Raw genomic sequence first — 16,261 nt, 5'->3', positions numbered from 1 at the left:
AGCGGGACGGCGCAGAACATCACGGCCAAGCAGCGACGATCCGGACGAAACGCATGTCGGGCTCAATCATTCTCGCAATGAGCGACGTAGGCTGAGCGATCCATCAGCGAATCGAGCTCCGATGGGTCGGACAATTTCACTTTGATCATCCAGCCTTTGCCGAATGCGTCTTCGGTCAATGCGGTCAGATCATCGGCGAGATCGGAATTGACCTCAGTAACCTCACCAGAGACCGGGGCGTACAAATCGCTGACGGCTTTCACGCTTTCGACCTCGCCGAAGGTATCGCCTTTCTTGACGGTCTCTCCGACATTCGGCAACTCGGCATAGACCAAATCGGTCAACTGATTGACGGCGAATTCACTAATGCCGACCGTCGCAATGTCTCCATCGATACCGACCCATTCGTGCGATTCGAGGTACTTCAGTTGATCAGGATTCATCGTCGCCGCTGCTCCGGGGAAGTGGGCTGTTCAATGGGCGTATCGTGGCGAGTTGTTCGTCGACGCGCGGTCTTCTATCTCGTAATCATTCGAGCGTAACGGAAACCGCCACGAGGGCAAGTTAGAGCCGATAACGCTTCGATTCCGTCGCCCGAAGCGTTTCCAAACTTGATTGTTGAGTGCCGCGCTTCGACTTCGATCACACTTCTTGGGCTTCGGCCGATCGACTTTCTGCCGTCGATCGCGCATCCGCTTCATACTGACGGATTTTGGCAATCCGCCGCGCGTGGCGACCGCCTTCGAAATCGGTCTTGAGAAATATCTCAACCATCCGATTGACGAGCCGATCGCCAAGAAGATCGGACGAGAGACACAGCACGTTCGCATCGTTGTGCATTCGGGCCATTTCGGCGGTGATGTCGTCGTGACACGGGGCGGCGAGCACGCCGTCAAACTTGTTGGCGACAATCGCCATGCCCATACCGGTCCCGCAGATGAGAATTCCGCGGTCGAGCTCTCCGCGTGATACGGCCGACGCGACCGTCGAGCCGAAGTCGGGATAGTCGACGCTCTCGGGGGTGTCCGGGCCGAAGTCATACGTCTCCTGCTCCAAATTCCGTAGGAGGGCGATGATCCGCCCCTTCAAGGCGTAGCCACGATGGTCGCTGGCGATTCCGATCTTCATCAATCTTTTCCGTTCGAAGCTAGAAGCTGGTCGACGATCAACAGGACCTCGCGATCGATTTCCTCGCGGCACCGTTCGTAAATGGCCGGTCCGCCGCCGATCGGGTCGGCGATGTCGATTCCCTCTCGCGAAAGCAGGCGAACGCGTTCGGTCAAATCGGGTCGACTCGTAAGTATGGCATCCCGGTGTCCGCGCGTCATGACAAAAACGTCATCGGCTCGATCGAGCAACGCCGCAGTCAGTGGCTGACTCTGATGCTCATCCAAGCGATACCCATGTTCTTGGGATAGGTCGACCGATTCGGGACTGGCCGGTGCGCCATACGATGCGGCAATTCCGGCCGAGCCGACGATATACCCACGGTCGGGCAACTCGGCCTCATCGCAGCCGATCGCCCGCGCCAGCCGTTGCCGAAAAATCGCCTCCGCCAATGGGCTGCGGCACGTGTTGCCCGTGCATACGAAGAGCAGCACATGACCGAGCAGCCGTTCGATGTCGGCTTCAGTCATCGAACCGACTTCATCAACAGTCCAATTACTCCCGCCGAGGCGGACCGTCGTCGGACGCTTCACTTCAGGTAATTGACCGTCGTCAAGCAGTAACGTGACCGCTTCACCGGAACCGTGCGCTGCGAACTCTTCTGAGTTGTCGACCGGTCGGCTCGGAACGTCGGCAATGACCGGGTCGGGAAGATAACGGCGAACCTCTGCGAGCACGGGATTGGCCGGGCAAATGAGTGAAATACGCCGTTGGTCTGCCCAACGCGCTGCGCCGTCCAATCCGTGGAATCGACCCTCGGACGAATCGTTCGACACGCTGGCGACAATGGGGCCGGGCCAAACACGGCCCAAAAAACGCTCGCCAATATCGCCGATCGCCGGAAACAGGTCTCGGGCCTCGGCTGCGCCGGTCACGGCAAGGCAGATGTCACGCGACTGCGTCGCTTCCGGTTGATTCGCCAGGGAACCGATTCGGACGTAGCCGAATTCCGTGGGAAGACCGAGTTGCCCGCCGTTGACCAATTCCTCGACGGCGCGCTGAAACGCATCGGTCAGATCGTCCGTCGTCCTGAGATCGATCCTTCGATGTTCGGCCAATGTGGACACCGTCACGAGCGATAGGTTGGAACCGATTCAGCCGAAAGCGAGTGCGAGCTGAGCGAGAAGACGCTGAGTGATTCAGGCTGCTCGAGTTGCAGAATAATGTGCCGATGGGGCAGCGTCATTCAGCCAGCAGAGAGTATCGCGGCGATGGCGGTCAATCAAGTATCTCATCGACCGCCGACCTCAATGATCAAGACGTAACCCTAAGTCTCATAACGTTCCTGCGACCAGTCTCGGGCGGTATCGCAGAGCGTGGCAAGTACTTCTTCATTGTCACTGCACGCGACAATCCCCGGCAGTCGGAGCATTGACGCCCGCTCGTCGAGCCACTTTTCGCGATAGTGGACATCTTTCCCTGTGTCGACGCGGACCGCTCGACCGCCGAAGGCTTCGGCGATCTGGTGAGAGACCGGAAAGTCGTAGATGTTCGGCGTATGAATCAGTGAGCCTGCGAATTCGCCCCGCCCGAAGAGGTCGTAGATCGAGCCAGGAGTATCATCCGCGTCGACACCCTCCAAGCCGGCTTCTGTCACCGCGGCAACGCGTTCGGATTGTTTATCAATGAATCCGATCATGTAGATCTTCTTTGACGCCGGTCGATCGCGTTTGGCAATCGGCTGCGAGGCGTCGATCTCGGCGCGGGCACTGGCATGAGGGTCGTCATCAATAACGCGAACTTCGGAATCGCGCACCTCAACCCATCGGCCGTGCGGACCGGTCTCTGGAATGAAGACGAGCGAGTAGATCACCTTGTCTTCCGTCCGGCAGTGCAGCATCACCGAATAGCCGTTGCCGGTGTGGTCGCGGAATTGCTTGGTCCCGTCGATCGGGTCGAGCGCGATCGTCAGCGGCGACTCCGTCGCGAACAATTCGAGTGCGCCGGTCGACTCTTCCGCTTCGATCCGGCATTCCCGGAGGATCGGATCGACGTCCCGCAGGGCCGCGACGACGAGTTCCTGCACGGTCAGGTCAGCCAGCGTCAGGGCGTCGGTATTCGAACTTCCCGACTCTTTGGCCTGAATCGAAATGTTGTGCTTGCGAAGCTCCTTCGCGACCCCTCCGGCCCAACGCAGGACGGCGGGCATCGTTTGCGACAGTATCGAAACGACCTGATTAGCATCCACCATCATGGCGAAGTCCTCAGCAAGATGACGTGAAGGCGATGTTCTGCAGCATTTCAAAATCCGGTCGATTGCGACACCAAGTCGGGAACGCATTCGCCGTAGTGGAAGGCTCGGCCGGTCCGAACATTGTGAAAAACGATCTCGGCCACGCTGAACAGTGCGGGGTCGAGCTTGTAAAAGTCACGTCCTGCCGCTTCGAAAAGGGACAGAAACGGCTGCCCATGTGACGGTGATGCCGACGATGGGATCAGCGGTCCGATACTTTCGATTTGTGCGTCCGTGGTATCAACCCAGAGCACAGCCCGACCGCCGTACAGGATCGCATCATTCGTTCGCCCGATCGCGTCCAAATCGCTTTTGGCCACACCGGGCAACGGGGCCGACCCGCAGGCACTGACGACCTGTCGGATGTCGAAATCTCTTTCGTGCAACTGATGAAGCGCCGTCTCGACCGACCTTGCGATCACCTGTATGGTGCCGGCCAGACTCGCGGTCGGCGCGACACAGATCGTCAGCGATTCTCGCGGAATGCCTGACTTCTGTGTGACAAAATCGACGACATCCGCCGTCACGTCGCTCGCCGTTTCGAGGACGAGCACTCCGACTTCGGGCGACTCGGTGAAATCAAATTCGCCGAAGAGCTTTTCGACCGTTGCGACTGCGCGCAGCGGGCCGGAACCCATCGCGAAGAAGTCGCCGACGGCAATCTGCCATCCGGCGTATTGCGACATTAAACACGCTTCGAGCGGAAAATCGGTCGAGACATCGAGGAAGGCCGTCGGTCGTCCTGCGAAGTCGCCCGACCGGAGCGCGACCGTTCCGAGATCAGCGAGGCAGATTCGTGCCAGCATCGATCCGGCATTCAATCCGCCGACGGACGCTTGCCCGAAATCGACAACCCGCGCACCGGCGACTTCGCTGACCCCAATTTTCAGCGTCTCTCTGTCGGCGAGACACTGATCGACGACCGCAGCCGCACGGGCATTGAGGGAAAGCGGCATTGGTTAAACCTCGACCAGTTCCGCCTTGATAATCCTCTTCTTCGACGTCGGTCGATCGGAGCCGTCCGTGTCGGTCGAGCCGATCGAGCGGACGGTTTGCATGCTCTCTTCGTCAACTGTTTTGCCGAACGCGGTGTATTGACCGTCGAGGAAATCCTGGCGTCCGAGGCAGATGAAGAACTGCGAACCGGCCGAATTCGGGTTTTGCGATCGAGCCATCGAGAGCGTGCCCTCTTCGTGCGGCACGTCGTTGAACTCGGCGTCGATTTGATAACCCGGTCCGCCCATGCCGCTGCCCTCGGGGCACCCGCCCTGGATCATGAAGCCTTCAATCACGCGGTGAAATTCGCCGTCGTCATAGAAATTTGATTTGGCGAGCGCGGCGAAATTCTCGCAATGTTTTGGCGCCTTATCCGGAAAGAACTCCAATCGGATCGGCCCCTCGCTTGTTTCAAGGTGAACCTGATAACTCTTCGACGAAAAGTCGATCTCCTTGGCGGCTTCCTGAACGGCTTGCTTGGCGTCTGCCATGGGGTGCTCCTGCGATCTGCGTGAAAATTTTGAAACGGAGATCGTATCGGACCCTAGTCTCGTTCTCCACCGGACGCGTCCGCGGGAACCTATGATCCGTCATCGATTTCTCGGGACGACGTGCCGAATCCGCCGCCACCGGGCGTTTCGATTCGCAGGATATCCCCTGCCTCAGCGCGAATCCGAAACTTGCCGCCGAGGTCGGAGCGGGCACCATCCGGTCGGATCAGCAAATTGCGGCCGACTTGCCCGTGCTCCCCGCCTTCAAGTCCAAACGGTCGATAGTTGCCCCGCCGTTCTGACAGCATCGCAACTTGCAGCGGCTTGAGAAATTCGATCTCGCGGACGATTCCGTCTCCGCCGGCCCGAGCTCCGCCGCCTCCCGAACCGTGACGAATGCCGAACGAACGAACTCGGATCGGATAGCGATGCTCCAATACTTCGACATCGGTCAGTCGGGTATTCGTCATGTGTGTGTGGACGGCATCGGCTCCGTCGGATTCGCGGGTCGCGCCGGACCCGCCGCAGATCGTTTCGTAGTAGCCGAACGAATCGTCACCGAACGTCAGGTTATTCATCGTGCCCTGGCTCGCCGCGGCAAGCCCGAACGCGCCCAGTAGCACGTCGACAACACGCTGTGAAGTCTCCACGTTTCCACCCACGACAGCCGCGCCCTTTGCGGGATCATCGTGTTCCGGCGGGTTGAGCAGGCATTCTGGAAGTAAAATGTCGACCGGATCAAGGACTCCCCCGTTGAGCGGAATATCCTCGGCAATCAGACACCGCAGTGCGTAGAGGACCGCCGAAGTGACAATGGCGCGATTCGCATTGAGATTACCATCCGCGATGACCGGCCCGGTGCCAGTGAAGTCGATCACTGCCTCGCCGCCTTTGATTTCAATCCGGACACAAATCGGCGAACCATCGTCGAGATGGTCGGTGAAGGTCGTTTCGCCATTCGGAAATGCTTGAAGCGCGAGCCGAATTTTCTCCGCGGAAGCGCGACGAATGTGCTTCATGTAGGCGGTGACGGTCTTACGCCCTGTCTCGGCGGTCAGTGCCAACAGTTGGCCGGCCCCGCGGCGATTAGCGGCCAGTTGCGCTTCGATCTCGGCGAGATTTTCATCGACGTTTCTGGAAGGATAGCGTCCCGAACCGAGCAAATCCCGCAGCTCAGTTTCGTTCGAGCGACCGCCGCTGACGAGCCGAAAATTTCGAATCAGGACTCCTTCTTCCGCCAGATTCTTCGAGAACGGCGGGACACTGCCTGGGTCGATCCCACCGATCTCCGCGTGATGAGCCCGACTTGCCGTGAAGTAAAGCCGCTCTCCGCCATCGACATCATGTACTGGGGAAACAACCGTGACGTCAGGCAGGTGTGATCCGCCGCCGAACGGGTCATTCGTCACGATGACATCGCCCGCGGCGAGGTCGGGGACGTCCCGGATGACCCGCTTCACGGTCTCAGACATCGCTCCCAAGTGGACCGGAATGTGGGGCGCGTTTGCGACGAGTTCTCCGTCGGATGAAAAGACCGCGCAACTGAAATCGAGCCGTTCTTTGACGTTCGTCGATAGTGCCGTCCGCTGTAGCACATTCCCCATCTGCTCGGCGATTGAAGCGAAACGATGGTGAAAAATCTCCAGTAGCACCGGGTCGGGTTCTGAAGTATGGCGATCAGAGATCGGCGTACGCGATGGACCACCGTCAGACGAATCGACTATTTTGAGGTTGCCACGATCGGTCATCGAAGCGGTGAAACCGGGTTCGATGACGATCGTCGTCGACGCATCGCAAATGATCGCCGGGCCTTCAATCGTGGTTTCTGCGTTAAGCGATTCGTACCGATAGAGCGGTGTCGGGCGCGACGATCCGTCAAACCACGCCGCCACTTCGTCGAACGCGACAACTCGCTTCGTTGCTCGCGGAAGAGGCGGCTCGTCATGTCCGGATGTGTGCCCCGTCAGTTGTATTTCAGCGGAGACGACCTCGATCAACCGACCCTTTCGACGGTAGCCAAATTGGCCTTCGTGTAGTTCCCCAAATGCTGAGCCCGTTTTCTCTGCCGAAGCTCCGAGCGGTACGGTCAATGTCGTCTCCGCACCGCGATAACGCAGTTCGAAAAAGCGTCGCGGCGATGCTATGTCGGACGACGGAATTCCTTCGTCGCGTAGTTCGCGTATCAGCCGCTCGCTCGTTTGCTCGAAGAGCGACTCCTGTTCGTCGAATAGTTCCGCGTTCAGATCCTTCAGCACGGCCCACTCCGCCGAGCGCCGAACATCGGCGTGACCAATCCCGAAGGCGCTCAGAACCCCGGCGTACGGGCTGATCAGTATTTCCCGGATTCCAAGTGCTCTCGCGACGGCACAGGCGAATTGAGGACCCGCTCCCCCGAACGCGACGAGTCCATGCTCCGCGGGGTTAAACCCTTTTGAGACCGAAACGGAGCGAATTGCCCGGGCCATCGATTCCACCGCGATTCGACGATACCCCGATGCCAATTCTTCGACGGTGAATGACTTGCCCATCGGCGATTCGGCGATTTCATCGATCCGCGATTTGATTCGCCCGCGAACGGCATTGTGGTCAAGCGGAAACGGAAATCGATCTTCCGGCACCAACCTGAGGGCGACGTTCACATCGGTGATCGAGAGCGGTCCGCCGTGTCCATAGCAGGCCGGACCGGGATCGGCCCCGGAACTCTTCGGTCCGACCGTCAGCCGCACGCCATCGAACCCGCAAATGCTCCCTCCCCCGGCCGCGACGGTCTCGATGGCAAGCGTCGGAACCGAAAGTCGCACGCCCGCTTTGACCGTCTCCTGCTCGTATTCGAATTCGCCGTCAAAGCGGGCCACGTCAGTGCTCGTTCCGCCCATATCGAAACCGATCGCTCGCTCGAAGCCCTCTTCCGCGGCGACCCGCGCGAAGCCGACGACGCCGCCCGCCGGACCCGACAGGATGCTGTCTTTCCCCGAGAATTTGGACGCCGAAATCAGGCCGCCCGCTGACGTCATCAACTTCAGCGATCGATCGCCGTTCGGAATCAATTTCGCAATTTGGTCGATGTAGCCACGAAGGATCGGTGTGAGATAGGCATCGGCAACGGTCGTCTCGGCGCGCGGAACGACTTTGATTTTCGAGGATATCTGCGAAGAGATACTTACCTGCTGAAAGCCCAATTCGGTCGCGAGTCTTCCAATATTTTTCTCGTGAGCGTCGTTCCGAAAGGCGTTCAACAGGCAGATTGCGACCGACTCGATGCCGTCGCTTCGAAGCTGCTGCAGTTTCGTCTTCGTGGCTGACTCGTCGAGCGGAGTGAGTATGTCGCCTTCGGCGGAGATTCGTTCGGGAATCGGCAGAACGACTTCCGGTAGCGGCTGTTGTTTGCAGATTGCCAAATCAAACAGGCGGGGCCGCGACTGATCGCCGATTTCGAGCAGATCCGCGAATCCTTCCGTGACGACAAACGCCGTTCTCGCCCCTGTTCGCGTCAAAAGTGCATTTGTGCCGCGCGTGGTGCCGAGACGGACCGTCATTTCCGGTAGCGGGTCGTCGACTGCAATGTCGAGAGCGATCCGGATCGCGACGATCGGCGCGGGCTCTCCCGTCGTGATTTCGTACCGGTCGCCGTGCTTCAGTCCGTGAGGTTTGTCGCAGTGGAACAGGCCCGTACCGGGCTCGAAATCGACGATTTTCACCGTCGAGGGGCGAGTCGTCTCCGCGTTTTTAGTTGTGAGGTGTGTGCCGACCCAGAATTTTTGCCCTTCACCAATTCGTTCTTCATCTCGAAATAGCGTTTGGCTGAGGAATTCGGAAACCGTCCCGCGGACGGCCCCGGAACTCAGAACCTTGATCGTCGTAATTTCTCCTTGCGGGCTGCTCGCAATGCAATCGGTGAATGTTCCGCCGACATCGATCCAAAATTGCCAGCACTGTTTCATTTCAGGTGGATTCACGGCTTCTGTCATGACGATTTTTCCGGTCCGGTCCACCGATTGGAAACCTGTCGCTGCGAGGTAAACCGATGACCCTTCTTGACGCTGCGAATGGCGATCAGGCAGGCTGCGCAGAGATTTGCGGACCTTCGCGAAAAATTTGCAAAAGTGACTGGTGAATTCCCCTATTCGGTAGCGTCCCGTGTCAGTCGTTGCCACAATGGTGCCGCACTCGCCGACGAACAAGCCTCCCAAGACTCGCGCCAGGTGAAATGAGCCTAACCGAAACATACGAAGGAAGTTACAACCATTTTGCTGCCGACGCGATCGCTGATGCTCGCTCGGAATTCATTCGCCGGACCTACCTGCACCTCGCCGCAGCGATGCTTGTGTTCGTGGGGCTGACCGGATTGTTCCTCGGAATAGAGCCGGTTCGCAACGTATTGGCTGTGACGATCGGCCAGTATTGGTTCGTTTCGATCATCGCGTTTATGGGCGTGAGTTGGCTGGCCAACTGGTGGGCTCACAGTCAGGTCTCGACGACACTGCAATATGTGGGCCTCGCGACTTACGTGTTGGCGGTAGCCCTGCTCTTCGTGCCGCTTCTCACCCAAGCGTCGATGTTCTATCCAGATGTCATTCCGGCCGCCGCGTTGCTCACCGCAATCGTCTTTGGCGGATTGACAGTTGTCGTCATGATCACCGGAGCTGATTTCTCGTTCCTGAGAAACGTACTGGTTGTCGGGTCGCTGGCGGTCTTGGGGACGATCGGGTGTTCGCTGCTCTTTGGATTCTCACTCGGCATCGTATTTGTCTCGGCAGCACTGGCCCTCGTCTGTGGATATATCCTCTACACAACTTCCAATGTTCTTCACCACTATCGGACCGATCAACACGTCGCCGCATCGCTCGCATTATTCGCCTGCGTGGCAGAATTGTTTTGGTGGATGATTCGTCTGCTCTCTTTCTTTAGTGACGACTAAGGTCGGCTGGCGCCTTACAAATAAAAAGCCCACGGGTCGCAACCCGTGGGCTTTTCTTATTTCTTGATCGTAATAGATCAAAGTTTAATCGTTTTTTCTGCCCTGCGGACTTTTGAGCAGCCGCATCAGATCGCTGTCAGTGGTCATGATCATCCGCGTTTTACTGTTAAACGATTTCTCATAGACCTCCAGCGTCTTCAGGAAATTGTAGAACTCACCCGTTTCACTAATGGCGGTGGCAAAGTCGGCAATGATACTCGCTTCGACATCGCCGCGGATACGTTTACTATCGCGTTCACCCTCGCCGATGATTCGTTCGACCTCGGCGCGAGCTTCGTTGATGATTTCCTGCTTCCGCTGTTCGCCGTCCGCTAAATAGCCGGCGGCGATCGTCTCCATAAACGTTCGAAGTCGCTCGAAGGCGGCTTCGCGGACCTGCGGTACGAATTCAATATTATTGACGCCGACATCGACGAGTTCGATGCCGCGATCCACCGGCTCCGGTTCGCCCGCGCCTCTTAAGCGTTCGGTGACGTTTTGACTGACCAGTTCGACGATCCGCTCACGACCGACTTCGATGTCGACGTCGGCCCCCGGTTGTGTCGGGAGGGAATCGACCGGCGGCAGTTCTTCGGGAACCGCATCATCGTTGCTGGTGCCCGGAAGTAGTACCTGCAGCGAGTAGCTCAGGTCGCGGTCGCTGCTGCGGACGACTTCTGCCAGACTGTGCGCGGTAATAACGTCGCGAATTGCCGACCGAACTCGCAACTTAATAGCGGTTTCAGCATTGTCGACGTCCCTTAAGACTTTGACGAACTGTTCCGGGTCGGTGATTCGCCAGATGGCATAGGCCGAGACTTCGATTTTTTTGCCGTCCGACGTCGGCAAGTCTTCGAGCTTTTCGCGCTCGCTGCTGCGCCAATATTGAAGCGTCTTAGGAAGCCGGCGGACTTCCTGAACGAACGGCGTCTTAAAGTAGAGTCCGGGTTCGGTTCGGCTGGCGACCGGCCTTCCGAACTGCAGGATGACAGCCAGCTCTCGCTCATTCACCGTATAAATACTCGCATTGGCGATTACTATCGCGAGCACCACTAAGATAAGTCCGCCCATAAGGGCGATGGGTGTGAAATTCTTCATTAGTTCGAACCTCCGTCATCAAGTTGCAAGAGCGGCAGTATCTGTTGGAGGTCCGAATCGATGACCACCTTCCGGTCGACGTTTTCTAGCACGTTCTGCATCGCTTCAAGATACAGCCGCTCCCGCGTGACCTCGGGGGCCTGCTTATAAGCATCGTACTTCGCCCGCAGAGCGGACAATTCGCCTTCGACCTCGGCGCGGCGACGCTCGGCGTAGCCCTGGGCTTCTTTAATTCGCTTGTCGCGGTTGGCTCGGGCGAGAGGCAGGAGTTGTTTGCGTTCTTTCTCGGCTTCGTTCTCGAGTCGATCGCGCTGTTGGACCGCGGCATTGACCTGATCAAACGCGGGCTTCACCTTCAATGGCGGCGTGACCCGCTGCATCTGGAGGTCGGTCACCGTCACTCCGCACTGGTATTGGTCGAGAATCGCCTGCGTGGCCTTCCTCGCCGCCACGGCGACCTCGGCTCGCTTGGCGGTCAGAATTTCGTCAATGGAATAGTCGCCGACAAGGCGATTCATGACCGCTTGGGCGATCGTGCGGACGACCTGCTCGAACAGATACTGATCTTGAAACGCGAACAGATAGTCTTTCGGGTCGGACACTTTCCATTGCACCGTCCACTCGACGCTCGCCGCGTTCAGGTCGCCGGTCAGCATCAGCGTGTCGGCCTCGTCAATCTGCCCGGGCCGCGATCCGTTGTCGCCGGTCGGCAATCGCATGCTGCGTTCCTCGACGCTGACCTTCAGCACCGAATCGACGACCGGGATTTTAAAGTGTAATCCGGGCAATGTCGTCGCGTGGTAGCGACCGAATCGCATCACGACGGCCTGCTCATTCGGCTCGACCGTATAGAACGACCAATAACCGAGTATCGCGAGTACAAATAGCAGCGCACCGGCCGTCACCGGCCAGACGAGCTTCGCCGGATCGATCTCCGGCCGCTCGAAATCGTATTTCTGTCTAGCCATATCTGTCTCAAAGAATTCGGATCATCGGTGTGGACAACGTCCGTCCAAGAAGGGCAACGCGTGACCGGCCGAACGGTTCACGCAGAGTGCGTAGAATCGCGTTCTTCGCCGATCGCGCAGCTCCGCCTGATCAGCATCGTCCGGCACATGCTTCGCAGTCGAAGCATTGTTCGCCCGCCCGTTTGATCGGAACACCCCGCAGGATCGTCGCAGGCTTTATTGCCGGTTCAAGCGAAGGCGTAGGGCGGGCTGTGCCCGCCGGGTCGAGAGTCGAGAGTCGAGAGTCGAGAGTCGAGAGGTGAGAGGTGAGAGGTGAGAGGTGAGAGGTGAGAGGTGAGAGGTGAGAGGGGTGAGGCGCGTAGCCCGCTCTACGTCGGTTCGTTGAACACGGGGCGCGATTTGAATCGCATCGGGCGATTGTCGGCCGGGTGAGTGAATTGGAGGACCGCCGCGTGCAGGCCGAGCGGGCGATCGCTGTCGGCCATGTCTTTCGGGATTACCTCATCGCCGGGGCGGTAGAATGGCTCTCCAACGAGCGGGTGACCGATCGAAGCGAGATGCACGCGGATTTGATGATTCCGCCCGGTTCGTGGCACGCAGGCGACGAGCGTTGTCTGCGAGGATGGGTGAGCGACAACGCGAAACCGTGTGACGGCCGGCCTCGGATCAATCGCCGAAGCGGCACACGACATCAGAATTGTCGTGCCTGAGCCGTGCCGTCCGATGGGGCGGTTGATTTGCCCCGACCGCTGCAGTTGGCGACCGCGCACATGGGCGAGGTACAGCTTTCTCACGCTGCGGCTCTCGAACTGATCGGTCAGGGATCGGTGCGCCTCGTACGTCTTTGAGACGACCATCAGCCCGCTCGTCATGCGGTCGAGACGATGCACAATGCCGGGTCGGAGCAGTCCGCGGACGTCGGTCTGCTCGTCGAGATGACGCTGCAGAAAGTTGCACAGCGTGCCGGCCTGCCGCTCGCCGACCGGGTGCGCGATGACCCCAGCCGGCTTGTTGATGACCATCAGCGAGTCGTCTTCGAAGATAATGGGAATCGAACCCCCTTCCGGCGCATAGAGCTTATCCGGCGGTTCGGTCAATCGGACGGCAACGCGATCGTCCGCGAAGACGCGACGCGCGAGCAGTGCCGGTTCTCCATTGACCGAAGCCACACCGGCCGCGATCAGTCGCTGAATGCGCCAACGCGTGTAGTTGCGGAGATGCCGTTCCAGAAAGACATCGATCCGCCGACCGTGTAACTCGGACGTAACATCAAACTGCAAGACGAGGAGCGGCATGAGTTGTCGGCACGCATCCTGACGGTCGCGAATGAATGGCGATCAATCTTTGGAGTCGCGACGAATTGCTTCGATGACGTCGACCTCGGTGTGTCGGCCCTCGTGCATGCTGGTCCCGCCGAGCAGAACAAGTTTGTCATCGCCCCCCGGCAACATGCGATGAAAATATCGCTTCCGCTCCAATTCCTGCACGAGTTCCCAACTCGAGCCGTCATCGCTGAGTCTGAGGAGGTTGCCGCTCATTGTGCTCGCGTAGAGTCCGCTCTCAATGCCGAACGCGGCAACGCCGAAGCCTTTGAGCTGAGTGTCGCCGTCAATTTCCGGACCGAGCGACCAATTTTTGGTTCGAGGATCGTAGACGTCGACTCGGCCGGACGGACCTTCCGGTGACATCCCGCCCATGACCCAAATCTTTCCGTCGTGGGCCGCCAGTGCGAGGGCCCGTCGCAAGAACGGCGGTTCCGTCAGGCTCTCCCACTGGAGCGGTCGCTTGGAGAGGTCTGCTGACCACGCGGTCTTGTGCCACTCGGTTTCACTTCCGCCGTTGAGCGACCATCCGCCGGCGACATAGACCCGGCCGTCCAGCACGATTGCGTCGAACGAAGATCGCGGCTCCGGCAGTGGTGTGAGGTCGTCCCAGCCGGGCTGCATGGCCCGGCGATCGTATGCTTGGACGAAGTCTCGCGAATGCAGGTCTTGCTCTTCGTCCGGCTGATTCTCCGCATTGAAGCCGCCGAGCCGGTAGAGCACTTCGCCATCAGCCACCATCGCCAGTCCTTGGAGCGGCGGGCCGGTGACGGGGATGTTGTGCCAACCATCAGGGTTGGTCAGGTCGAGTTGCCGAAAGGCTTTGGTCTGCGACTCCAGATTGTAGCTGTGAGCCTCTCCGACGTTGCCGCCGTAAACGAAAATGGAGTCGCCACTCTTCGCAGCGCCGAAGCTCGTAATCCCTTCGGGCAGATCGGGCAATTTCATCTCGGACTTTCCTCCGTCTTCCGGAAATGCCAGCGTCGAGCATGACAGTACGACGCCGGCGAGAAGTGCGGAAAGCGGACTGCCCGCTCGGCCGAAGCGATTACTTCGCGACATCCAACGTCTCCACCTTTTCGAACTTGCCGACGCCCATGTTGGCCCCGCCCAGGAAAACGAGCGTATCGTCATCAAGGGGCAACATGCGATGGAAAAAGCGGGCGGTCGGCAGATCGCCCACGACTTCCCAACGGCTGCCGTCTTCGGAAAGACGCTGGAGCGTACCATCATAGACGCTGACATAGAGTCGACCGCCCGTCGAAAAAGCTGATGATCCGAATCCCGTCATCGATGTTCCGTTCAGGCGAGGGCCGGCAGACCATGACTTCGAAGCGGTGTCATAGATTGCCGTTTCCGTCGTCGGGCCGCCCTCTTCCTGCATCCCGCCGATGGCGTAAATATTGCCGTCGAACGCGGCAACCGAAAGAGCCCGCCGGGCGAACGGTGCATCGGGAAGCGCCGTCCACTCTCCATCGGCATCGGTGAGGTCGAATTTCCACGCGGTGCGATGCCATTTGCTATCGGCATCCCCCGACATGCCCCAGCCGCCGATGACATAGATATGGTCGCCGAGCACTGCGGCATCGAATGATGACCGGGGCTCCGGCAGGGCGGGCAACTCGGTCCATTTGTTACTTGCAGGGTCGAACGCCGCGAAGGAACTCTGCGACCACAAATCCTGCTCCTCGCCCTCACTGTTTTTTGCCGTAAATCCTCCGATGCGGTAGAGCTTGCCGTCATGAGTGACGAGCGCGTTGCCCTGCAGGTGCGGGCCGTCGACGAGCCGCTGCCATGAACCTTTGCCGCTCAGGTCGAGCGACCAAAGGGTGTGACTTTGGCCTTCCCGGTAGTAGTCGTGGGCTCCGCCGGTGTGACCGCCGTAGAAGTAGAGCTTGCCGTCGGCGACCGCGGCTCCGAAGCTGGTGACGTGCTCCGGAATGTCGTGCGGCAGCACCTTTGTCGCGAGCGGCTTGTGAGAGGCGGGCGGGAAGGTGACCGTTGCGTAGTGCCTGACTTCGTCGAAACTGTCGCCGCCGACTTCGCCCGACTTTTGCTCTACTAACTTCACTCGCAGCGATTCGATTTCGTTTTCGTCGAGTTTGAAAGCAACAAGGCCTTTCTCGTTCGTCTCCCGCTTAATTTCGTCCCCGAGCAAACTGTTGAAGTGCACTTCCGCCCCGACAACCGGTTCGCCTTGAAAGGTCACCTGAACTGTAATCTCGCCGCCGTCTCGTTCCGGGCGGACTATTAACCCGGCGGCTTCGGGAAACTTCGCACTTTTCCAAGCCCACCCCTTAAGGTCGGGGCCGGTCAGAGCCGTGTATTTGAGGCGGAACGTCGAACCGTGCCGCGTCATCACTCCGAGATCATGGGCCAGAAAGAAGAGCGACTCGGCGTTGCCGGGGTCGACAGTTCTCGAAAGTTCCTCTTCGCTCTTATCAAGTTCAACGGCCTTCGGCTCGCCGCGTGCGGAAAGCTGCCACACGTCGGCCCCTTCGACGTACTTGAGCAGTTTTGGATCATCGGGCGCCGCGCTCTCGGCAAAGTAGCACTGCAGCTTCGGCTCGGCGCCGTAGCGGTCCTCGACGGTGAGCCAGGGGAAGTGGGCGAAGGCCGGAACTGCAGACGCGCAGAGAGCGACAGTAAGCCCGACCGTAAGTAAATGCGGAAAACCGTTCTTCATGGATCGATCCCGTTATTAGTCAGTGAGAATCCAGTCGATCGATCTGCGGGAGCAGACCGACCAAGCTAGGTGAAGTATCCTAGTTCCCGCCGTCGGTTGTGTCGTCGGGAAGGTTCGTTGCGGCGAACTCCTTCCAACCTTGATCGTCGGCGAGCGCGGGGTTATCGGCCCGCAGTTTCGCAAGCGTCAGCGGTTCCGTTTGAACGTTCGGAGGCAATTCTCTCCAGCGCTCGACTGAGAGTGGTTCGGCAATATCGACATCAATTTTTGGTTCGGGCCTGCCTCCGCAACCGACGGCAGGTATCAGCAGAACGAACGCGAGGATGGGCAACGGGAGTTTCAT

14 protein-coding genes are annotated in these 16,261 nt (G+C 59.0%); 1 reads left to right on the top strand and 13 read right to left on the bottom strand.

The genetic code is table 11. The annotated features are described in order from the left end of the window. Positions 1-62: 62 nt before the first annotated feature. From gcvH to Pan189_RS13105, 7 genes are all read right to left on the bottom strand, one after another. Positions 63-443 carry a glycine cleavage system protein GcvH gene (gcvH, locus tag Pan189_RS13135; protein ID WP_145364439.1) on the bottom strand — a complete coding sequence of 127 codons (381 nt, stop codon included), beginning with the start codon at positions 441-443 and terminating at the stop codon, positions 63-65. 199 nt (positions 444-642) lie between these two features. Beyond that, complete coding sequence (gene rpiB / locus Pan189_RS13130) at positions 643-1,128, bottom strand: ribose 5-phosphate isomerase B (protein ID WP_145364438.1); 486 nt, start codon at positions 1,126-1,128, stop codon at positions 643-645. After that, a complete protein-coding gene (locus Pan189_RS13125; protein WP_310820445.1) occupies positions 1,128-2,240 on the bottom strand; it encodes an arsenate reductase/protein-tyrosine-phosphatase family protein in 1,113 nt (370 codons plus the stop codon). The genes rpiB and Pan189_RS13125 overlap by 1 nt, the downstream gene beginning before the upstream one ends. A gap of 194 nt (positions 2,241-2,434) precedes the next feature. Beyond that, positions 2,435-3,361, bottom strand: coding sequence for an inositol monophosphatase family protein (locus Pan189_RS13120; RefSeq protein ID WP_310820444.1), 927 nt, complete (start codon positions 3,359-3,361; stop codon positions 2,435-2,437). 47 nt (positions 3,362-3,408) lie between these two features. After that, on the bottom strand, positions 3,409-4,356 hold the full coding sequence (gene mch / locus Pan189_RS13115) for a methenyltetrahydromethanopterin cyclohydrolase (RefSeq protein ID WP_145364436.1): 948 nt from the start codon (positions 4,354-4,356) through the stop codon (positions 3,409-3,411). 3 nt (positions 4,357-4,359) lie between these two features. Continuing rightward, positions 4,360-4,887: a peptidylprolyl isomerase gene (locus Pan189_RS13110; protein WP_145364435.1), complete on the bottom strand. Its 528-nt coding sequence runs from the start codon at positions 4,885-4,887 to the stop codon at positions 4,360-4,362. A gap of 89 nt (positions 4,888-4,976) precedes the next feature. Beyond that, positions 4,977-8,855, bottom strand: a complete 3,879-nt coding sequence (locus Pan189_RS13105; protein ID WP_310820443.1) for a hydantoinase B/oxoprolinase family protein — start codon at positions 8,853-8,855, stop codon at positions 4,977-4,979. A gap of 239 nt (positions 8,856-9,094) precedes the next feature. Here Pan189_RS13105 and Pan189_RS13100 point away from each other — a divergent pair, with 239 nt between their 5' ends. Beyond that, the gene (locus Pan189_RS13100; RefSeq protein ID WP_145364434.1) at positions 9,095-9,805 is read left to right on the top strand and encodes a Bax inhibitor-1/YccA family protein; all 711 of its coding nucleotides are present in this window, start codon (positions 9,095-9,097) and stop codon (positions 9,803-9,805) included. Positions 9,806-9,889: 84 nt separating this feature from the next. Here Pan189_RS13100 and hflC read toward each other — a convergent pair whose 3' ends face one another. The 6 genes from hflC to Pan189_RS13070 all read right to left on the bottom strand — a co-directional run bounded on the left by hflC (position 9,890) and on the right by Pan189_RS13070 (position 16,261). Beyond that, complete coding sequence (gene hflC / locus Pan189_RS13095) at positions 9,890-10,942, bottom strand: protease modulator HflC (protein WP_145364433.1); 1,053 nt, start codon at positions 10,940-10,942, stop codon at positions 9,890-9,892. After that, positions 10,942-11,910 (bottom strand): FtsH protease activity modulator HflK, encoded by a 969-nt coding sequence (gene hflK, locus Pan189_RS13090; RefSeq protein WP_145364432.1) that lies wholly within the window; start codon positions 11,908-11,910, stop codon positions 10,942-10,944. The genes hflC and hflK overlap by 1 nt, the downstream gene beginning before the upstream one ends. 368 nt (positions 11,911-12,278) lie before the next feature. Next, complete coding sequence (locus Pan189_RS13085; RefSeq protein ID WP_145364431.1) at positions 12,279-13,205, bottom strand: RluA family pseudouridine synthase; 927 nt, start codon at positions 13,203-13,205, stop codon at positions 12,279-12,281. A gap of 42 nt (positions 13,206-13,247) precedes the next feature. Next, complete coding sequence (locus Pan189_RS13080; protein WP_310820442.1) at positions 13,248-14,294, bottom strand: Kelch repeat-containing protein; 1,047 nt, start codon at positions 14,292-14,294, stop codon at positions 13,248-13,250. Further along, positions 14,281-15,918 (bottom strand): Kelch repeat-containing protein, encoded by a 1,638-nt coding sequence (locus Pan189_RS13075; protein ID WP_145364429.1) that lies wholly within the window; start codon positions 15,916-15,918, stop codon positions 14,281-14,283. Before Pan189_RS13075 ends, Pan189_RS13080 begins: the two co-directional genes overlap by 14 nt. A 79-nt stretch (positions 15,919-15,997) precedes the next feature. Then, positions 15,998-16,261, bottom strand: a complete 264-nt coding sequence (locus tag Pan189_RS13070) for a hypothetical protein (RefSeq protein ID WP_145364428.1) — start codon at positions 16,259-16,261, stop codon at positions 15,998-16,000.

The sequence above is a fragment of the Stratiformator vulcanicus genome, from assembly GCF_007744515.1.
Lineage (GTDB): Bacteria > Planctomycetota > Planctomycetia > Planctomycetales > Planctomycetaceae > Stratiformator > Stratiformator vulcanicus.
This window is presented reverse-complemented; position numbering and strand designations above follow the sequence as displayed.

Excerpts from the sequence above, each read along its gene's own strand:
- Pan189_RS13100 (WP_145364434.1), top strand. The coding sequence starts at position 9,095 with ATGAGCCTAACCGAAACATACGAAGGAAGTTACAACCATTTTGCTGCC.
- mch (WP_145364436.1), bottom strand. The coding sequence starts at position 4,356 with ATGCCGCTTTCCCTCAATGCCCGTGCGGCTGCGGTCGTCGATCAGTGT.
- Pan189_RS13070 (WP_145364428.1), bottom strand. The coding sequence starts at position 16,261 with ATGAAACTCCCGTTGCCCATCCTCGCGTTCGTTCTGCTGATACCTGCC.
- Pan189_RS13105 (WP_310820443.1), bottom strand. The coding sequence starts at position 8,855 with ATGACAGAAGCCGTGAATCCACCTGAAATGAAACAGTGCTGGCAATTT.
- gcvH (WP_145364439.1), bottom strand. The coding sequence starts at position 443 with ATGAATCCTGATCAACTGAAGTACCTCGAATCGCACGAATGGGTCGGT.
- Pan189_RS13085 (WP_145364431.1), bottom strand. The coding sequence starts at position 13,205 with ATGCCGCTCCTCGTCTTGCAGTTTGATGTTACGTCCGAGTTACACGGT.
- Pan189_RS13080 (WP_310820442.1), bottom strand. The coding sequence starts at position 14,294 with ATGTCGCGAAGTAATCGCTTCGGCCGAGCGGGCAGTCCGCTTTCCGCA.
- hflK (WP_145364432.1), bottom strand. The coding sequence starts at position 11,910 with ATGGCTAGACAGAAATACGATTTCGAGCGGCCGGAGATCGATCCGGCG.
- Pan189_RS13110 (WP_145364435.1), bottom strand. The coding sequence starts at position 4,887 with ATGGCAGACGCCAAGCAAGCCGTTCAGGAAGCCGCCAAGGAGATCGAC.
- Pan189_RS13075 (WP_145364429.1), bottom strand. The coding sequence starts at position 15,918 with ATGAAGAACGGTTTTCCGCATTTACTTACGGTCGGGCTTACTGTCGCT.
- Pan189_RS13120 (WP_310820444.1), bottom strand. The coding sequence starts at position 3,361 with ATGATGGTGGATGCTAATCAGGTCGTTTCGATACTGTCGCAAACGATG.
- hflC (WP_145364433.1), bottom strand. The coding sequence starts at position 10,942 with ATGAAGAATTTCACACCCATCGCCCTTATGGGCGGACTTATCTTAGTG.
- rpiB (WP_145364438.1), bottom strand. The coding sequence starts at position 1,128 with ATGAAGATCGGAATCGCCAGCGACCATCGTGGCTACGCCTTGAAGGGG.